Annotated in this window: 18 protein-coding genes; 6 read left to right on the top strand and 12 right to left on the bottom strand. The window is 41.2% G+C overall.

Going from position 1 to position 20393, the window contains the following annotated elements; all coding sequences use genetic code 11:
• Window positions 1-24 precede the first annotated feature (24 nt).
• Window positions 25-423: an HIT domain-containing protein gene (locus tag C2M30_RS02365; RefSeq protein WP_199775866.1), complete on the bottom strand. Its 399-nt coding sequence runs from the start codon at window positions 421-423 to the stop codon at window positions 25-27.
• Window positions 424-530: 107 nt separating this feature from the next.
• Between C2M30_RS02365 and C2M30_RS02360 the strand changes: the two genes are divergently transcribed.
• Window positions 531-2744: a S9 family peptidase gene (locus C2M30_RS02360; RefSeq protein ID WP_105170535.1), complete on the top strand. Its 2214-nt coding sequence runs from the start codon at window positions 531-533 to the stop codon at window positions 2742-2744.
• Between the two features lie 144 nt (window positions 2745-2888).
• On the top strand, window positions 2889-4526 hold the full coding sequence (locus tag C2M30_RS02355) for a methyl-accepting chemotaxis protein (protein ID WP_105170534.1): 1638 nt from the start codon (window positions 2889-2891) through the stop codon (window positions 4524-4526).
• Between the two features lie 127 nt (window positions 4527-4653).
• On the opposite strand, the gene C2M30_RS02350 is transcribed toward C2M30_RS02355, so the two are convergent.
• Both C2M30_RS02350 and dinB read right to left on the bottom strand, forming a co-directional pair.
• On the bottom strand, window positions 4654-6180 hold the full coding sequence (locus C2M30_RS02350; protein ID WP_105170533.1) for a M17 family metallopeptidase: 1527 nt from the start codon (window positions 6178-6180) through the stop codon (window positions 4654-4656).
• 90 nt (window positions 6181-6270) lie between these two features.
• Window positions 6271-7326 (bottom strand): DNA polymerase IV, encoded by a 1056-nt coding sequence (gene dinB / locus C2M30_RS02345; protein ID WP_105170608.1) that lies wholly within the window; start codon window positions 7324-7326, stop codon window positions 6271-6273.
• 405 nt (window positions 7327-7731) lie between these two features.
• On the opposite strand from dinB, the gene C2M30_RS02340 reads away from it, so the two are divergent.
• From C2M30_RS02340 to C2M30_RS02325, 4 genes are all read left to right on the top strand, one after another.
• A complete protein-coding gene (locus tag C2M30_RS02340; RefSeq protein WP_100913916.1) occupies window positions 7732-8097 on the top strand; it encodes a DUF3192 domain-containing protein in 366 nt (121 codons plus the stop codon).
• Between the two features lie 143 nt (window positions 8098-8240).
• Window positions 8241-8993: a LytR/AlgR family response regulator transcription factor gene (locus C2M30_RS02335; protein ID WP_105170532.1), complete on the top strand. Its 753-nt coding sequence runs from the start codon at window positions 8241-8243 to the stop codon at window positions 8991-8993.
• Window positions 8994-9047: 54 nt separating this feature from the next.
• Window positions 9048-9434, top strand: coding sequence for a BlaI/MecI/CopY family transcriptional regulator (locus C2M30_RS02330; protein WP_054981173.1), 387 nt, complete (start codon window positions 9048-9050; stop codon window positions 9432-9434).
• Between the two features lie 9 nt (window positions 9435-9443).
• Complete coding sequence (locus C2M30_RS02325) at window positions 9444-11414, top strand: M56 family metallopeptidase (RefSeq protein WP_105170531.1); 1971 nt, start codon at window positions 9444-9446, stop codon at window positions 11412-11414.
• A gap of 37 nt (window positions 11415-11451) precedes the next feature.
• Here the strand turns inward: C2M30_RS02325 and nqrM are convergent, their stop codons facing one another.
• The 9 genes from nqrM to fabV all read right to left on the bottom strand — a co-directional run bounded on the left by nqrM (window position 11452) and on the right by fabV (window position 20300).
• The gene (gene nqrM / locus C2M30_RS02320; RefSeq protein WP_010561776.1) at window positions 11452-11664 is read right to left on the bottom strand and encodes a (Na+)-NQR maturation NqrM; all 213 of its coding nucleotides are present in this window, start codon (window positions 11662-11664) and stop codon (window positions 11452-11454) included.
• 172 nt (window positions 11665-11836) lie between these two features.
• Window positions 11837-12859, bottom strand: coding sequence for an FAD:protein FMN transferase (locus C2M30_RS02315; RefSeq protein ID WP_105170530.1), 1023 nt, complete (start codon window positions 12857-12859; stop codon window positions 11837-11839).
• A gap of 96 nt (window positions 12860-12955) precedes the next feature.
• Entirely contained in the window at window positions 12956-14182 is a 1227-nt protein-coding gene (gene nqrF / locus C2M30_RS02310; RefSeq protein ID WP_010561778.1) for an NADH:ubiquinone reductase (Na(+)-transporting) subunit F, read from the bottom strand.
• A 20-nt stretch (window positions 14183-14202) separates the two neighbouring features.
• The gene (gene nqrE, locus C2M30_RS02305) at window positions 14203-14811 is read right to left on the bottom strand and encodes an NADH:ubiquinone reductase (Na(+)-transporting) subunit E (RefSeq protein WP_010561779.1); all 609 of its coding nucleotides are present in this window, start codon (window positions 14809-14811) and stop codon (window positions 14203-14205) included.
• Between the two features lie 10 nt (window positions 14812-14821).
• Window positions 14822-15451, bottom strand: coding sequence for an NADH:ubiquinone reductase (Na(+)-transporting) subunit D (locus C2M30_RS02300; RefSeq protein WP_054980658.1), 630 nt, complete (start codon window positions 15449-15451; stop codon window positions 14822-14824).
• Window positions 15451-16197, bottom strand: a complete 747-nt coding sequence (locus C2M30_RS02295; protein ID WP_010561781.1) for a Na(+)-translocating NADH-quinone reductase subunit C — start codon at window positions 16195-16197, stop codon at window positions 15451-15453. The genes C2M30_RS02300 and C2M30_RS02295 overlap by 1 nt, the downstream gene beginning before the upstream one ends.
• Window positions 16190-17389 carry an NADH:ubiquinone reductase (Na(+)-transporting) subunit B gene (locus C2M30_RS02290; protein ID WP_010561782.1) on the bottom strand — a complete coding sequence of 400 codons (1200 nt, stop codon included), beginning with the start codon at window positions 17387-17389 and terminating at the stop codon, window positions 16190-16192. Before C2M30_RS02290 ends, C2M30_RS02295 begins: the two co-directional genes overlap by 8 nt.
• Before the next feature lie 4 nt (window positions 17390-17393).
• Window positions 17394-18737, bottom strand: a complete 1344-nt coding sequence (locus C2M30_RS02285; RefSeq protein ID WP_100913920.1) for a Na(+)-translocating NADH-quinone reductase subunit A — start codon at window positions 18735-18737, stop codon at window positions 17394-17396.
• A 375-nt stretch (window positions 18738-19112) separates the two neighbouring features.
• Window positions 19113-20300 (bottom strand): enoyl-ACP reductase FabV, encoded by a 1188-nt coding sequence (gene fabV, locus C2M30_RS02280; protein WP_100913921.1) that lies wholly within the window; start codon window positions 20298-20300, stop codon window positions 19113-19115.
• Between the last annotated feature and the right edge of the window lie 93 nt (window positions 20301-20393).

The raw sequence follows: 20393 nt of genomic DNA, 5'->3' as shown, positions 1-20393 counted from the left end.
ATAAATTTTGCTGCGCTAAACAATTTATTCAGTTAAGTTAAATTGCTCAATTAATTGTAGTAATTGTTCGTTACTATATGGTTTCACTGGGAAAGCTCCCCATACAGGTTGTGGCCATGCAATATCGTTTTGGTAACGCGCAATGTGATGAATATGTAATTGCTCTACTACATTACCTAGCGCTGCCACATTTAATTTATAAGGCGAGAATACCTCACGAATTAAGTGCTGTAATTGACGTGACTCAAGTTGTAATTGATTCTGCTGCTGCTCTGTTAAATCAATAATATCTCGCGCACCTTCTACTTTAGGTACCAAAATAAACCAAGGATATTGGCTATCATTCATTAATAGCACTTTACAAAGTGACCAATCGGCGATCTCTAAACAATCGCGTTTTAGCTCTTTTGCTAATTCAAACATCACATTACCTTATAATTTGTTTACGTCGTTTATAGCAATTTGTTGCCATTAATTCTATATCTTCATACCATCTGGTTATCACACATAACAGCAACTAAGAGTAAATAATGAATAAAAGATTGATTGCTTTGGCAAGTGCAAGCTTAATCAGCACGAGTGCACTGGCTCAGCCACTGTCTCTTGAGCGCATTTTTTCTGATCCAAGTTTGGCAGGAAAAGCACCGGTAAAGTTAAAATTTTCACCTGATGGTAGCCGAGTAACCTACTTGCAAGGCAAAAAAGAAGACTACAACCGTTACGACTTATGGGAATACAACCTAAAAGATAAAACCAATCGAGTATTAGTTGATTCAAACAGTATTTTTTCAGGTCCAGAAACTTTATCAGATGAAGAAAAAGCGCGTCGTGAACGTATGCGCGTATTTGGTAAAGGCATTATGGAGTACATTTGGTCTAAAGACGGCAAAGCACTTTTATTCCCACTAAATGGTGATATTTATTATTACGATTTAGCTAAACAGCAATCACGCAAACTTACCGATACACCCGAGTTCGAAACCGACGCAAAAATTTCACCAAAAGGCAATTTTGTATCTTATATTCGTGCACAGAATTTATATGTACAAAACCTCACAACTGGTAAAGAAGTTCAGCTAACAACCGACGGCGCAGATACCATTAAAAATGGTATGGCCGAGTTTGTTGCACAAGAAGAAATGAGCCGAATGACAGGTTATTGGTGGAGCGGCGATGAAGCGAAAATCGCGTTCACCCGTATTGATGAGTCACCTGTTGCTGAAGCTATTCGCAACGAAATTTACGCTGACGAAGTAAAACTATTTAATCAGCGCTACCCATTCACTGGCACCAATAATGTTGATATTCAACTGGGTGTAGTTAGCCTTAACTCGCAGCAGATTGACTGGGTTGATATGGGCAAAGATAAAGATATCTATCTTGCACGCGCTAAATGGTTAAACGACGACAAGACACTCTCATACCAATGGCAAAACCGCTCTCAACAACGTTTAGAGTTACGTTTTTATAACAGTGAAAGCAAAAAACAAAAAGTTGCACTGACTGAAACCAGCGATACTTGGATTAACTTGCATTTTGATTTACGTTTTTTAAACGATAAAAAGCATTTTATTTGGGCATCTGAGCGCGATGGTTTTAAACACCTATATCTTTATAAAGTAGATGGCACCTTAGTGCGTCAAATCACTCAAGGTGATTGGATTGTTGAAAGCATTAAGAGCATTGACGAAAAAAATGGCCTTATTTACTTTTCAGGCCGTGCTGACACACCACTTGAGAGCCATCTTTACTCGGCAAAGCTATTTGAAAAATCAAAACCTCGCCGTTTAACCGACACAGGTAAATTCCACTCGGTCGTTATGGCGAAAGATAACAAAACCTTTATTGACCGTAGCTCAAGTGTAAACCAACCGGCACAAGTATCGCTGCGTGACAACCTAGGTAATTTTATTACTTGGTTAGAACCGAATCGCCTTGATAACAACCACCCTCTTACACCGTATTTAAACGACCTAGTTGAACCAGAATACGGTACATTAAAAGCTGATGACGGCCAACAAATGCATTACCGTTTGTTTAAACCGAAAGCGCTTGAGGCTGGTAAAAAATACCCTGTAATGGTTAACGTTTATGGTGGTCCACATGCGCAGCGTGTTACTAATAGTTGGCGCAGCAAAAACCTCTACTTCCAATACATGGTGCAGCAAGGTTACATTGTGTTCCAATTGGATAACCGTGGTTCATACAACCGAGGTAAAAAGTTTGAAGATCCAATCTACAAACACCTAGGTGAAATTGAAGTACAAGATCAGATCAAAGGTGTCGAGTTCTTACGTACTTTAGATTTTGTTGACCCTGAACGTATTGGTATTTATGGCCACAGTTACGGCGGTTACATGGCGTTAATGACAATGTTTAAAGCGGGCGACTACTTTAAAGCTGGCGTATCAGGTGCACCGGTAACCGATTGGGCGCTTTACGATACTCACTACACAGAGCGTTATTTAGGTCACCCACAAACCAATGCTAAAGGTTATGAACAAAGTGCAGTTTTCCCGTATGCTGAAGGACTCTCAGGCCCACTGATGATCTATCACGGCATGGCAGATGACAACGTACTGTTTACTCACGCAACTAAGTTATTTAAACAGCTGCAAGACAACGCACAGCAGTTTGAAATGATGACTTACCCTGGCTCAAAGCACAGCTTGCGAGGTAAGAAAGTACAAACTCACCTACATCAAACGATCACCGACTTTTTTAACCGTCACTTCAAACAGTAACAGCTACACAATTAGTCTTATAAACGAAAAGCGGGCTTGCCCGCTTTTTCTATTTCTTTTATAAAAATAATGTCTTAGGTCAAAATATATTTCGAAATTTATAGTCTAATATTAAAACATTCAACGTACCCGAAAGGTGGCATTATGACAACACTTCGCCGCATAAGCATCCAACAAAGATTGGCCATATTAGTCGGCTTAATCGTACTCGGCCTTGCCTTACTCAGTGCCGCTACATTAAATTCTCAATACGATTTACTTAAAAACGAGTCCTACCAAAAAACTAAAAGCATTGTTGAAACCGCACACAGCGTAATCGCCGCCTACCACACAAAACAAATTAGTGGTGAACTAAGCGAACAACAAGCAAAAGACGCAGCCAAGGCAACCATTAGTAAATTACGATATGAAGGCAATAACTACTATTGGATCAATGACACAACGCCAAACATGATCATGCACCCGATCAAACCTGAGCTTAATGGCAAATCACTCAGTAACGTGAAAGATCCTAATGGCGTGAGATTATTTGTCGATATGGCCAATATCGTCAGACAACAAGGGGAAGGCTTTGTGCCATATCAGTGGCCTATGCCGGGAGCTGATGAACCGGTTGATAAAATCTCGTATGTAAAAGGTTTTAAGCCATGGGGCTGGATTATCGGTTCTGGCATTTACCTAGACAATCTCAATAAATTATTTATGCAGCAGGCAACTGCGTTATTAATCGAAGCGCTTTTAATTATTTTAGTTGTCGGCGCAGCGGCATATTTGATTGGTAAAAGTATTATTACTCCTACTATCGAAGCAACTAAATTAATGAAAGATGTTGCGCAGGGTGAAGGCGACTTAACGCGAAAACTCACGACTGATGGCAATGATGAAATTGCGCGACTCTCTGGCTACTTCAATCAATACTCAGACAAAATACGCGATTCATTAAAACAAGTCGCAAGTGCCTCAGAGCAAGTTCTGTTGCAAGCAAACACAGTGTCAAAAACCAGTGATAACAGCCAAGAATATATTCAAATGCAGTCTGATAATACCACGCAAGTGGCAACAGCAATGGAGCAAATGACCGCACAGATAAGAGAAGTAAGTGATAACGCAAATGCCGCAGAGCAAGCGGCAAATCAAGCTAGAGAAAACACTCAAGCAGGTAAAGAGGTCGTCACTAAAACTATCAGTCAAATAGAATCGCTATCGAATAACATTGACCATGTAAGTGACGTCGTTGCGTCACTTGCAGCAGAAAGTGACAATATTGGCGCTGTACTGGATGTAATTAGAGGCATTGCAGAACAAACCAATTTACTTGCATTAAATGCAGCTATTGAAGCCGCACGTGCAGGTGAGCAAGGGCGTGGTTTTGCAGTAGTTGCAGATGAAGTAAGAACTCTTGCTAGTCGCACAGGGCAGAGCACAGAAGAAATTCAACAAATGATCCAAAAGTTACAGCAAGGCGCACAAGAAGCGGTGTCTGCGGTAAGTGCGTCGCAGTCAACCTCTCGCGATACGGTTACTCAGGCCAGTCAAGCCGATGAAGTGCTCAATCAAATAGATGAGTTAATGAATGTGATTTCTGAAATGAATAGCCAAATTGCCCGTGCAACAGATGAGCAAAGCCAAGCAGCTAGCGAAGCAAATATGCGCATCAATGAATTAGCGGGCATGGCAGATGAGTCACTAAATAACACCCATCAATTAAATAGCGCAAGTAATGAGCTAATAGCCAGCAGTGAACAAATGAATGCCGTAGTGAATCGCTTTAAATTGGAATAATACTAGACAACGAAAAAGGCCGAACAAGTGTTCGGCCTTTTTATCGCTAAGTGCAATTGCTAACGCTTACCACGAGTTGAGATAGGTTAACCTCAGGCTCTGACAAACAGTAACTTTACATCTAAGATTATTTACAAAATGTCGCGTAAATACTTGCAAGTGATGCTGCAGTTGGTTTGCCGTGTTGCCAGTCGCCGCCCTCAACGCCACTACCAGCAATATCCACATGAATGTAAGGAATTGGCAGTTCTGAGTTTGCGCCGTGCTTATCAAGGCCTGATGCCACAGCCAAAAATGCCATTGGGAACTGGTGACCACGGGCGGTAATTGCTGATGGCGCATTGTTACTCGACAATACATCGTCCGCTAACGTTTTAGGTGCGATAAAGCTATAGTCTTCGCGGCGTTCGCGTGATACTTCAGAGCCATCAGCCCATAAATCACCTTGCGTTGCGATATTGTGCGATAAGTTAAGCGCTCTTGATGCACCATTTTCAACAAGCGCAGTATAAGGCCCCATTGCTCGTGCAGCGTGTCCTGTTAATGTTGCAACGGTAAATACAACAGGGTTAACTTCACCCTTAGCGACATCTTTAATTTCACTTAAGAGATCGCCCATTGCCAAGCGCCCTTCCGCATCAGTATTACCAATACGTACTCGTACGCCTTCACGACTAGTGATAATTTCATCTGGTACAAAACAGTCAGAGCCGATTGAATTACGAACAACTGCTAAGTAGGCTACTACTTTAACCCCTTCAGGTTGATGCTCAGCAATACTCTTCATAAAACCAGCAACGGACGCAGCGCCACCTTTATCACGGCTCATGCCCGCCATTGCACCACCTACTTTTAAGTCTGCACCACCTGTGTCGTAAACAAGGCCTTTACCAACAAATAATAGCGTACGTTCAATATCACCTTCAGGCACATATTCAAGCTTAACAACACGCGGGTGATGACGCTCTACCGCGTATGATGCACGGGCTACAGTGCTAAGCATTGGGTAATTTTTATCAATAAATTGAGTATCTGAAATCACCTCTACCGATACTGCGCTGTTGGTAAATAAGCTTTCACAGTATTCTGCAAATTTAGGAGGTGCCATACGCTCGGGTTCAGTACCGCAAAGGTCGCGCGCAGCGTACTGACCTTGTGCAATAGCATTTGCATAGTGGCTATCAAATTCGCCAATAACAGTAATAGATTGAATTGGTTCAATTGCCGCACCGTGAAATTCACGTGCTTCTAGCGGTTGCCATAATGCTTGGCAAGCACCTAAATACGCTACGGTTGTTGCTTGCTGATAACGCTCATCTAATTGGCCTAGCACTAAAATTGCAGGGTTTGTTGCACCCGCTTGTTTTGCTTCTAGTACACCTTGTTTTGCCGCATCGAAATAACGACGCACATCGTCATAGTCACGCTCTAAAGGACCTGTTGGTGCAATCACTAAACGTTTTCCAGGTGCATTGTCATTCACCAACAATAATGCTTTTTGGCCTATGCGCTTATCGAATTGCGCGGTAGCCATTACGCTATCGCGAAAATCATTTGGGAGTAATGCCAAGTCTGGCGAGATAATAATTAAACTATCAACATATTGAGGTAAATCTGAAATTGATGCCGCTTGCAGGGCCTTTGGTGAAGTCATTTTTGAACCTTACTGAACGAATAAATACGCGCAATGTTGTCGCGTAAGTTTAGAAAAGATGGCTTAAATATGAGGGCAAATTTATAAAAATCAAGATTCAAACATTGCAAGCTGCTCTTGTTCGTAGCTATTTTCAGACAAGCCAACACCTAAACCGAGTAATCTCACGCCTTTATTTCCGCCTCGTAAGTAGGCTTTTTCGATTAAACGCGTAAAAATATCATCATCTAAATGCGTGCAGCTGTAATCCGCGGTTGTTGAAACAAAATCGTTAAACTTAACTTTTACCGAAAGCTTAGATACTTTGTTTAATAGCCCTTTACTTTGCAACCTTATATCAAGCTCATCTTTTAATTTTGGCAGCTCTGCTAAGCATTGTTCTAGCGATGTTTTATCATATTCGTAGGTATGCTCAACTGAAAGTGACTTTCGAATACGTGATGTATTTATTTTGCCTATCACCTCACCATTACACTTTTTAAATAACTCAGCACCCCAAGTGCCAAACTTTACCTGCATTTGATTTAAACCGAGGTTTAATACATCTTCACCAACAAACAAACCTGATGCATTCAATTTCTCTAAGGTTACTTTACCTACACCAGGAATTTTTTTAAGGTTAAGCGCTTTTAAAAACCCTTGCACCCGATGAGGAGGGATCAAACAATAGCCATTTGGTTTGTTTTCATCACTGGCAATTTTCGCCACAAATTTAATGGGTGCGATTCCCGCCGACGCCGTTAAACCTGTTGTTTCAAAAATCTCATCACGAATCGCATTAGCGATAAGTGTTGCACTGCCTGAGTGCTGTGTGCAATCGGTTACATCTAAATAGGCTTCATCTAAAGAAAGCGGTTCAATTAGATCTGTGTATTTGGCGAAAATCTCTCTAATTTGATTAGACACTTCTTTGTATACTGCCATTCTGCCGGGAACAATCAGTAATTCTGGACACAGTTGCAACGCTTTATAGTTAGACATTGCTGAGCGCACACCATATTGACGCGCAATATAGTTTGCCGTTGCCAACACACCACGACGGTGTTTACCGCCAATTGCGATTGGCTTATCTCTCAACTCTGGATTGTCTCGCATTTCGACTGCTGCATAAAAACAATCCATATCAATATGTATAAATTTTTTCAAAATCACAAAGCACTGTTTATATATACAGTTTATTATGTATCAAACTTATTTGATTCAGCAAGTTTTTATTTTGCGGCGTGTTAAGTTTTAAGATGCCGTTATCTGCATTCATTTTATTAATAAGAAAATGAATGTAGATAACAGCATAGGTAGAATATTGAAGTTTTGTAAATGTTCATTTAGGTACAATAGATATCCGCAGAAAGCGACGATTTAAATACCTTGAAAGGAAACGAATATACGACGATGGTAACTAGTCAAAGTCACTAACATTTCGTAAATATCACCAAAAACAGAAACGCATAAAACAATAACCAATTGATAAATATTGATTTAATTTTTTGGCACTAATTCTGCTAATAACTAGAAAATTATAATATTTGAAATATCATTCAAGGATCTTCTATGAAATACTTAGTTTTAGCATCAGCCCTCACATTGCCACTTTTAACAGGCTGTGTTGTTGCGGTAGGCGGCGAAGGCAAATCAGACTATTCATCTAGCTGGGAAAGAACCCATGAAAAAAACCGCAAAGCGATTGCCAATATGGAAATTGGAAAAGAGTATCAACACGTAATCAATAAACTTGGTACACCAAATTTTTCTGAGCTAGTAAAACAAAGCGACACTGAATATCGTGTGCTTTACTACGCAACAAACTCTATTCACTCTGACGGTAAAACAACAAAAGACGAATGTACGCCGCTTGTGTTTAAAAATAATCAACTAACAGGCTGGGGCGAGCACGCTCTTGAGCAGTTAAAAAATTAATATGTGTAAGGGCGAAATGTTTCGCCCTTTTCTTTAAAACCCTTTTAAATCAATCTATTTACATCCACTTACATTTATTCGTTGACTATTACGACAAGTTTCGTAATATTAATTACGAAAGGCATCGTAATTAGGTGGATAAAATGGATAGATACAATCTAGTCGTCGGTCACAACGACCCAACATTCTCAGACATTCTGTCACAACAAATCGATAACTCACTTTTTAAGCTAACAAATGTTGAGTCTTGTTTTGCCAAATTAATAGCAGCCTGTAAAAAAACCCGTGCCAAAGTACTTTTTGTACAAAATGAGCTTATTCAAGAACATGATTGGCCTACACTTCAATCATTGGCAGACTCAACTGAAATCATATTATTATCAAGCAATCGTGTTGATGCAGCTAAGGCATTTGAATGTGATTTGTTTGATTTTATTTTAGAGCCTATGGTCAATTCTCGTTTAGGCAAAACATTAGATAAGCTAGCCAGAATGCTCGCGCCTGAGAAACAGCAATTTGAGTTGATGAGCTCACTGGTACAACGATTTTCATCTAACCAATTAGATGACCAGCAAATCGTTTTAAAAGACGCTGGTAGAATAAAATTTTTAACACCTGATGAAATTTCTTGGGTTGGCGGCGCTGGAAACTACGTTGAATTGCACCTCAACCAAGATGAGCGAACGATTTTACATCGCCAAACATTATCTTCAATGGAACAGCAGCTATCACCATTTGGCTTTATTCGCATTCATCGCTCTGCGATCATAAAAAAACAAGCCATACGCGAAATCCGCCCTACTGATAACGGCGACTATATTGTTACCTTAAAAGACGGCGCCAATCTCAATTTATCCCGACGTTACAAGCAAAACATGCAAGGATTAATTGGTTGACAAATAAACTCTATCTCGTAGAGTAAATAACAATCTACGAAAAGCGACGTAATTATGAATAAGAATAAACGCGTACCAACAAGTGCAGAACTCAACATTCTTAATGTGCTGTGGCGTATTCAGCCTGCCACTGTTCGCACTTTGCATGAACATATCAGTGAAAGCCAAAAAATAGGCTACACCACTGTGCTTAAAATGCTACAAATCATGCACGAAAAAGGCCTTGTTACACGTGATGAGTCAACTCGTGCGCATGTCTACAGCGCGGCATATTCTGTGGAACACACCCAATCATCTTTACTGTCAGACATTGTTAACAAAGCTTTTGGTGGGTCACGTTTTGATTTGGTGATGCGCGCACTTGGCGACGAAAAAGCCAGTACTAAAGAAATTAATGAAATTCGTACTCTGTTAGATTCTCTCGAAAAAAATAATAAGTAAGCACACGTTATGGATATACTGCCCTCATTATTAGAAAGTAATACTCTCTATTTTATCTCTCTCACTCTATTACATTTTTTATGGCAAGGCTTAGTTATTGCGGGCCTACTTTTCTGTGTAAATAAACTTACCAGCAATAAGCACAGCCAATTCCGATATATTTTCTCATTATTCTGTTTACTGCTTTGTGTTATTGCGCCAACCGTTACTTTTTATGTTCTGTCGCAACCTGACGAAATAATTAATGTAAGCACATTTACAACAAACGACGTTATTGCATCACCAATAGTGCCTTCTGGTATGTCTAACACTGCGCATCAGATTCAGTTAGCTGATTATACGCCGCTAGTTGCCGTGCTGTGGATGACTGGCATTATAGTGTTAAGCATGCGTCTTACTTTACAAATGCTGCAAGTACACAGGCTTACAACAACTAATATTGTGCAGCCATCAGATAAGCTAGAGTTAATTTTCAACCAGCTTAAAGAGCGCCTTTTTGTAACTAAACGTGCTCGTTTGGTTATATCGTTAACAGCGCACGTGCCTATGGCAATTGGCTGGATAAAGCCCGTGGTGTTGCTGCCAGCAAATTTGGCAAGCGGGTTATCAATCGCCCAACTAGAAATGCTAATGGCACACGAGCTTGCACATATCAAACGCTATGATTATTTAGTCAACCTAATACAAACATTTGTTGAGTTAGTATTATTCTTCCACCCAGCGGTTAAGTGGATTTCTAAACAAATTCGGCAAGAACGCGAGTATTGCTGTGATGATTTAGCAATCCACCACTGTGGTAACCAGTTAGTGTATGCCAGAGCATTAGCTGAAGCAGAAGTGCTTAGACACAATATTCCTGAGCTTGCTATGGCAGCAACAGGTGGTGACTTATCATCACGTATTCATCGCGCTGTAGGTCAGCATAGCTGTGCGCCACGCTATGGTAACCAATGGCTCGCCGCACTCGCTGCAGCATTCGTTATTCCAAGCATATTCACCGCCTCTAAAGTTATTGCAATGACACAGACCGAGCCGGTGCCAGTTCCACCTGCTAACCAACAACACGTTATGGTGCTGGACGCAAAGGTTGCAGAAAATAAAAAGCCACAACAAACTATTGCTCAGCAAAACAATAAAAAACAGAAAGCCAGCAAAGAACAACAAGCCGGTAAACCGCTTGAAACAACAATTGCTAAAGTAGAAGAAAACGCTCAAGAGAAATCGCCGATTAAGACTACTGCTACAGCTAAATTAACTGAGAAAACTCATACTCAGATTATAAAAACAGTGAGCGACGTAAAGCCAAAGCCTAAACTAATACCAAAGCCAATTTCGCGGGCAAAAACGCCTGACTCAAACAAAAGTAGCGTTACTGACGTTAAAGGAAAAGAGACTGCTAAACAACAAAATATAGCAAGTAAACAAGCGGAGCAAAAAGCGAAGTCAGTGAAGGCTAAAAAAGCTCAGGTAGCTAACACTGTTGAATCGACGAAAGTAAAAACTCAGCAAATTAGCAAGCGCAAAATCAATCAATTAGCGGCTAACGCAACCCCATCGGTTAAAACACCATCGGTTGCAAAAACCGAACATGTGGAAGAGTTAACTACTGCGCCAGTAGTAAAAAAACAGCCCGAAAAAACAAAAGTGGTATTAGAGCCAAAATTTACTAGTGCTAAGCTAATTCATTCGGTTATTCCTGAACACCCAAGAATGCCATCATCACGACAAAATCATGTGGATGTTGCAGTTACGTTTACAGTTGATGAACAAGGTCATGTTAGAGATATAGAGTACAAGGGTAATGTAAATAGCCGCTTCAAGCGCTCCATTGCACGCGCACTTAAAGAGTGGCGTTTTGAGCCTGCAATGAAGGGCAATAAAAAGGTTTCAACTAAGATGAGTAAAATCTTCGGCTTTAGTGATCCAGGCCAATACCTACGACCTGTTACAGGCAGCAGAATTGCTAACAGATATAGATAAGTAAAAGGCCATCAATTGATGGCCTTTTTTATAATGATTAAATGATGCGGTCTTTATTCCAGCGACGTTCTTTTGCTAAACGCTGTTTACGTGCTTCACATGGGTCGTCGCAGTCACATACTTTATCTATGCCCATCGCACCTAAGCCACCACAGCTACTCGCCATTGATTTCTTTTGTACAATTACACCCACAGCCATTGCTAGTGCAATAATAACGAGTAATCCAAAAGTAAGAAAAAATATAGACATAGTTGGCCCCTTAAAAAAGTGTCGCAATTATACGCGCTCAAGACAAAAAATGTAATATTGAATTGGCTAATACTTGACCCAAAGCAAGCCAAAATTCAAAACCGTTTCACTCTCAAATATGCATATTGAGCAACGTAAAAATCTTAGCTGCTCCATAAAGCAAATAAATAACTTAAAGGTACGGCTTAAACGCGTTGCTGGCGTAAGTTTCTAAACCTTCTGGCGTTTTACTAATGAGGTAAACGGCCAAGTTATGTTGCTCTGCATATTGCTTCGCTTGCTCTGTGCCCATTACAGTTAGCGCGGTCGCTAAACCATCCGCTGTCATTGCTGACGCATGAAGCACTGTTACCGACACTAAGTCCTGACGCACCGGCTTGCCCGTTTCAGGATGTATAAGATGAGAGTAATGTACGCCATCAACATCGTAGAATATACGATAGTCACCTGAAGTCGCCATCGCGATGTCATTTACACGAATTAGCTTATGAAATTCGCGTGTACCAGGTTCACTATCTGGTTGTTCAATCGCCAGCACCCAAGGCACGTTATTTGGTTTGTGACCTGAAGTACGGATTTCGCCGCCAATTTCAACCATATAATTGGTTAGCGACAATGAATCTAAATATTCGGCTACTTTATCAATACCAAAGCCTTTTGCTGTTGCCGAATAACTGATCTCCAACCCTTCGACTGTCTTCATCAATCCTTGTTCTGATAACTTAAGCTTATCAACACCAATATGCTGCTTTATTTCAGCAATCACCTCATCACTTGGAATGGTTTCAGGACGATTATCTGGCCCAAAACCCCATAAATCGATTAAAGGTCCCATAGTCACATCAAGCGTCTTTGTGCTTAAGCCTAAACGAATTGACTCAGCGGTAACGCGGCGGAAATCTTCAGAAATAGGAAAGTTTTGATGCGCAGCTAAACGGTTAAACTGATTGATTTCAGAATCAGGAATATACGTAGACATGGATTGGTTTACGTCTTTCAACAGGCTTGTTACATCACTGAATAAGCTCAGCTCCTGCACTCTTTGTTCTGGCACAAATACCTTAATTGTGAAAGTGGTGCCCATAGTCTTGCCTTGCAACAACACCTCTTGCATCTTGGTTTCTTTGGCCGCCTGATCACAGCCAACCAAGGTCAGTAGAATCAGAAAAAAAGCAAAATAGTATATTCGTTTCATAAACTTATTATCTTGTAATAAAAAAGGCTCCTAAATCATTATAGTCGATTTAGGAGCCTGAATTGTATCGTAAAAATTTATCTTTTTACCTGTGAATTAACCACCGAAGTCATCAAGTAGGATGTTTTCATCTTCAACACCCAAGTCTTTCAGCATGTTAATTACTGCCGCGTTCATCATCGGCGGACCACACATGTAGTATTCACAGTCTTCCGGCGCTTCATGATCACGTAAATAGTTTTCATAAAGAACGTTATGGATAAAGCCTGTGTAACCTTCCCAGTTATCTTCTGGTTGTGGATCTGATAATGCACAGTGCCATACGAAGTTATCATTCTCAGCCTGTAGGCCATCGAAATCTTCAACGTAGAACATTTCACGCTTAGAACGCGCACCGTACCAGAAGCTCATCTTACGGTCAGAGTTAAGACGCTTAAGCTGGTCGAAAATGTGTGAACGCATTGGTGCCATACCTGCACCACCACCAACGAATACCATTTCTGCGTCTGTGTCTTTCGCGAAGAACTCACCGAACGGACCAGAAATTGTCACCTTGTCACCTTCTTTAAGTGACCAGATGTAAGATGACATCTTACCGCAAGGTAAGCTTAAATCACGCGGAGGCGGCGTAGCAATACGCACGTTAAGCATGATAATGCCTTCTTCTTCTGGGTAGTTAGCCATTGAATATGCACGGATAGTCTCTTCATCAACTTTTGACTCAAGACCAAAGAAGCCAAAGTGCTCCCAGTCACCTCGATACTCTTCAGGAATATCGAAGTCTGCATATTTAACGTGGTGAGCTGGTGCTTCAATCTGGATGTAACCACCTGCACGGAACGGTACAGATTCGCCATCAGGAATTGCAAGCTTAAGCTCTTTGATGAATGTCGCTTTGTTATCATTTGAGATAACAGTACATTCCCACTTTTTAACACCGAAAATTGACTCTTCAAGTTCAATTTCCATGTCGCCTTTAACAGCAACCTGACACGCTAAACGACAACCTTCACGTGCTTCACCTTTAGTAATATGGTCAAGCTCAGTTGGTAGAATATCACCACCACCTGAATGAACGTCTACGCGACACTGACCACATGAGCCACCGCCACCACATGCAGATGATACGAAGATACCTGCATCGGCTAATGCGCCTAAAAGTTTTGAACCTGGCTGTGTGATAATCGCTTTTTCAGGATCACCATTAACACCAATCGTTACGTTACCGCTAGGTACTAGTTTTGATTTAGCCGCGATGATAATCAGGACTAAGATCACAACAATAGCGATAAACATGCTTACGCCTAATACAACTGTTTCCATCGTATAGTTTCCTCGCTACCTTAAAGTGAAATACCAGAGAATGACATAAAGCCAAGACCCATAAGACCTACAGTAATAAAGGTAATACCTAAACCACGAAGACCATCAGGAATATCAGCATACTTCATCTTCTCACGAATACCCGCTAGCGCAACAATCGCAAGCGCCCAACCAACACCAGAACCAATACCAAATACAACTGATTCAGTGAAGTTATAGTTACGCTCAACCATGAATGCTACTGCACCAAAAATCGCACAGTTTACGGTGATAAGTGGTAAGAAGATACCCAGCGCGTTGTATAGCGGTGGGAAGAACTTATCAAGTGCCATTTCAAGGATTTGCACAAGTGCTGCGATAACACCGATGAATGTTAGGAACTTAAGGAAGCTTAAGTCAGCTTCTGGGTAACCTAACCACTCAAGTGCACCAGGTGCAAGCAAGTTGTGGTAAACCAAGTTGTTTACTGGTACTGCAACACCTAGTACGAAGATTACAGCAACACCAAGACCTAAAGAGGTAGTAACTTTCTTTGATACCGCTAGGAATGTACACATACCTAGGAAGAAAGAAAGCGCTAAGTTTTCAATGAAAACCGCTTTGATAAATAGATTAATATAATGTTCCATCTCTTACCTCTTATGCTTTCTCTACTTGGTCTTTCTTATAAGTACGAAGTACCCAAATGAATAAACCAATGATGAAGAAAGAACTTGGTGGAAGAATTAGAAGACCCATTGGCTGATAGAAACCACCTTCAGAAACTAATGGTAAGATTTCAACATCAAACAGCGTACCTTTACCGAATAGTTCACGAATGAAACCAACTGTTAGTAGTACTACTGAGTAACCAAGACCATTACCAATACCGTCTAGGAAAGACATCATTGGTGGCGACTTCATTGCATATGCTTCCGCGCGGCCCATTACAATACAGTTAGTAATGATTAGACCAACGAATACCGAAAGCTCTTTCGCTGTTGCGTAAACAAACGCTTGTAGCGTTTGGTCAACAACGATTACTAATGATGCAATAATCGTCATCTGTACGATGATACGTACGCTTGATGGAATATGGTTACGGATCATCGAGATGAATAAGCTCGAGAAAGCCGTTACTAGTGTCAATGCGATTGACATGATAAGCGCATTTTTAAGGCTTGAAGTTACTGCTAGTGCAGAACAAATGCCCAGTACTTGAAGTGCAATTGGGTTGTTTGCAAAAACAGGACCAAACAAGACTTCTTTCATTTCTTTTGAATTAGCCATTAGTTCAATGCTCCTTCACGTACTTTCGCTAGGAATGGACCAAACGCTTTTTCGCTTGTCCAGAACTTGAATGTGTTATCAACACCTACAGAAGTAAGCGTTGCACCTGATAAACCATCCACTTTATGCACATTGTTACCCGCTGTACCTTTTACGATATCAACTGGTAATTGCTTGTCTTCCCAAGTCGCAGTCCACTTAGGGTTTTGGATTTCACCACCTAGACCCGGCGTTTCATTGTGCTTGTAGAAGTTAATCGCTTTAACTGTTTTAGTGTCAGTATCTAACGCTAAGAAACCGTACATAATACCCCAAAGGCCGTAACCTTGAACTGGTAGAATGATTGTTTCTACTTTACCGCTGTCATTTTTTGCAAAATAAACTGGCGACTCAGTTGTCATGCGCTGAACACCTGCTTTATCGTCTTGCTTGTCTAATTTGATGCTGCGTTTAGCATCGAACTTAGTCATTTCAAAATCAAAGCTGTTTGGGTCAGTGTCAACGAACTCACCTGTTTTCATATCAACAACGCGAGCTTCAATGTTTGCATTGAATGTTTCAGACACATTTTTAACGTCAGCAAAACCAGCAGCAGCTAGAATATTACGCTGAACGTCTTGTGTTTTGTTTGCTTGCTGTAGCGGACGAAGTTGCACAGCGGCAAGCGATACAACTACCGCGCACACTAAACATAAGCCAACTACAACACCAAGTGTTTTGCCGATAGATTCGTTATTACTAGCCACGAGCCAATCTCCTCTTGATGTTCGACTGAACTACAAAGTGGTCGAATAACGGTGCAAACAAGTTAGCAAATAGAATTGCTAGCATCATACCTTCTGGGTATGCAGGGTTTACAACACGGATTAATACAACCATTACACCAATAAGAATACCGTATGCCCACTTACCTTTATCTGTGAAAGATGCAGAAACTGGGTCGGTCGCCATGAAGAACATACCAAATGCGAAGCCACCTAACACTAGGTGCCAATGCCAAGGCATAGCGAACATGTTATTGGTTTCAGAGCCGATACCATTTAATAGGAATGACATTGCTACCATACCTGCAAACACACCTAGTACGATGCGCCATGAAGCGATACGGAAGTAAATTAGTGCTAAACCACCAATCATCAGTGCTAGTGTCGACGTTTCACCTACAGAACCTTGAACGAAACCGTAGAATGCATTCCACCATAGCTCCATGTTGCTGTAGTCAACGCTACCAACAACCGCTTGGCCAAGCATAGTCGCACCAGAGAAACCATCTACCGCTGTCCACACAGTATCACCAGAGATTTGTGCAGGGTATGCGAAGAATAGGAATGCACGACCAGCAAGCGCTGGGTTTAAGAAGTTACGGCCTGTACCACCAAATACTTCTTTCGCCATTACTACACCAAAGGTAATACCTAGTGCTACCTGCCAAAGCGGAATCGTCGCTGGCAGAATAAGTGCGAATAGTACCGATGTTACGAAGAAACCTTCATTAACTTCGTGCTTACGAATCGATGCAAATAGTACTTCCCAGAAACCACCTACAGCAAACACAGTCGCGTAAATTGGTAGGAAGAAACAAGCACCGTAGAACATTTTAGCGCCCCAACCCGATGTTGCAGTTAATTCACCGCCAAACATTTGGAATAACGCAACCTGCCATGAATCACCTAAAGCGAAACCATTAGCAAGCGCGATTGACGCTTGATGACCAATGTTAAACATACCGAAGAACATAGCTGGGAATGTCGCCATCCACACTAAGATCATAATACGTTTAAGGTCGATATTATCACGTACGTGAGAGCCGGTTTTAGTTACATGACCTGGCGTGTAGAAAATAGTCGCAGCTGCTTCATACAGTGCATACCATTTTTCGTGTTTACCACCTGGTTCAAAATGCGGCTCGATATCTTCAAGAAACTTCTTTAAGCCCATGGGATTAACCTTCCTTCTCAATAGTAGTCAGGCGTTCACGAAGGATTGGACCGTACTCGTATTTACCTGGACAAACGAAGGTACATAGCGCTAAATCTTCTTCATCTAGCTCAAGTGCACCTAGCGAAATCGCACCATCTAAATCACCCGCGATTAAATCACGAAGTAATAAAGTAGGAAGGATATCTAAAGGCATAATGCGCTCGTAGTTACCGATTGGCACCATAGAACGGCTTGAGCCACCTGTTGATGTCGTCATTTTGAATAAACGACTAGGCGCTAAATGCGATAGGAAAGTACGTGTTACTGAGAACTTTTTCGCACCTGGAGCAATCCAGCCGAATAATTCTTTTTCACGACCTTCTAATAATGCTGTGATCTGAGTGTGGTAACGACCTAAGAAAGCATGAGGGCCACTTGCCGTAGTACCCGAAAGTACAGAACCAGAAATCACACGGTTTTCGCCATCTTCTAACTCACCAGCAACGATGTCATCTGTAGATGCACCTAGTTGAGTTTTGATTAAGCGTGGGTTTTTAACAGTAGGACCTGCTAACGCCACAACGCGATCAGTGAAGATTTCACCTGTTAGGAATAGTTTACCGAATGCAATCACATCCTGGTAACCTAAGTGCCATACCTGCTTGCTAGCAGAAACAGCGTCTAAGTGGTGAATGTGAGTACCTACTAAACCTGCTGGGTGCTTACCACCGAACTCATGTACTTCTACTTGAGCTACAGATGAAGAAGGAACAGTTGCACCAGGCGCCTTACATACAAACACTTTACCGTCAGTTAGGCGAGAAACAACCGCAAGGCCTGCTTCAAACGCTTCAGCTTGTTCAGCAATAACAATTGCTGGGTCTGCTGCTAATGGGTTAGTGTCAATTGCAGTAACAAAAATCGAGCTTGGCGTTGAATCCAAAGCTGGAACTTTACTGAATGGACGGGTACGAAGCGCCGGCCATTGACCTGATTCAACCAGTACTTCTTGCACTTTTGCACGGTCAAGGCTCGCTAGCTCACCTGCCGAGAAAGACGCAAACGTTTCTTGCTCACTGCCGTTAACTTCAATAACAACAGATTGCAATACACGCTTAGCACCGCGATTGACTTCTTTAACAACACCAGAGGCTGGTGCAGTATACTTAACGCCAGGATTCTTTTTGTCGACAAAAAGAACTTGGCCTTTCTTGACTTGGTCATCCACACGAACATGCATGGTAGGACGCATACCAATAAATTCTTCACCTAGCACAGCGACTCGTTTAACGGCAGAACCGTCATGAATCACCTGCGAAGGTGCGCCTTCAATTGGCAAGTCCAGACCTTTTTTTATGTTGATCATACGCACTTGCATTACATTAATGAAAAGAAACTGAAAAATCTAACCATGTACCACCAAACATTCACGAAAGTGCAAATATTAGGCGATACAATCGAATCTATACATATTCCCCGAATTTTAACATTAATTCGGATGACTATGCGAGTCTAAATTGAAATTTATGCTTACAAATTAAAGCCTAAAATTTGTACTTTACAAGTTACTAAACGCTCTAATCTACTGGGTCGATCACCATTTCAATTAAATCAATTAGCCAAAAGTGTTATGTGAGAAATTTTCAGGGGGAAGAAGATTGGTGGAATTGAGAATTAAGAGTTCAGAATATCGGCGCGCTACAACACCAACCTTCTGAACTCTAAAAAGAGACTCAGAGTTTTACACTAACTCGATATCTGCAACTGGGTTTACATCAGCGTCGTAATCCACGCTGTCGATACCAAAACCGAATAGTTTTAAAAATTCATTGTGGTAGCTCACGTAATCCGTAAGTTCGTCAATTGAATCGCTATCTACAGTATCCCAAATAGTTTGTACGCGAGCTTGAACGTCATCTTCCAACTCTTTGTAGTTTTGGAATAAATGGCCGCCTTCGTCAAAACGTGGGTTATCACCGTAAAGGTTTTCACGGAATAAACCATTGATCTGCTCAATTGTGCCTTCGTAAGTGCCATCTTCTTTCATCACTTTGAATAGACCAGAAATGTAAAGTGGCATAATTGGAATTGCAGAGCTCGCTTGCGTTACAACAGCATTTAGTGAAGAAACATACGCTTCACCATTTAGGTTCGCTGTTTTATCTTTAATTGCTGCGGCTGCACGATCTAAGTCTTCTTTTGCTTTACCGATTGTCGCATGGCCATAGATTGGCCACGTTAATTCTTTACCAATGTAGGTGTAAGCTGTTGTTTTAAAACCGTCAGCAAGTACATCAGCCTGTTGTAGTGCATCAAGCCACATTTCCCAGTCTTCACCGCCCATAACTTTTACAGTATTAGCGATTTCTTCTTCACTTGCTGCGTCAACAGTTACTTCATCGATAACACGCTTAGACGTGTTTAAGTTTTTAGTTGTTACAGAGTTACCAATTGGTTTAAGTACTGATGAATAGGTTTCACCTGTATTTGGATCGGTACGACGTGGTGAAGCAAGGCTGTAAATAACTAAATCAACTTTACCTAGCTCTTCTTTAATGGTTGCAATCGTTTTTTCTTTTAATTCGTTAGAAAATGCATCGCCATTAATATTTTTTGACCAAAGGCCAGCCGCTTCAGCTTCTGCTTGAAATGCCGCTGTGTTGTACCAGCCTGCAGAACCGGTACGCTTTTCCGTACCTTCTTTTTCAAAGAACACACCTAACGTTTTTGCGCCTGCGCCAAATGCTGCAGTAATACGTGATGCAAGACCGTAGCCCGTAGATGCACCAATTACTAATACGTTTTTAGGTCCAGTTTCTAATTGGCCTTGAGACTTCACATATTCAATTTGCTCTTTCACATGAGCTGCACAGCCTACTGGGTGCGCGTTTGTACAAATAAAACCACGAATTTTAGGCTTGATAACCATAAGTTAATTCCACTTTTACCTAATAAAATCTTTTAAAATTGTTGCTAGTTTAAAGCAAAGCACTGCTAAACAGGTCTGATCAGCAAATAATTT

Origin of the sequence: Pseudoalteromonas sp. T1lg24 (assembly GCF_002964745.1) — a bacterium.
GTDB lineage: Bacteria > Pseudomonadota > Gammaproteobacteria > Enterobacterales > Alteromonadaceae > Pseudoalteromonas > Pseudoalteromonas spongiae.
The sequence above is the reverse complement of the archived record's forward strand: the minus strand, read 5'-3'. Positions and strand labels throughout refer to the sequence as shown.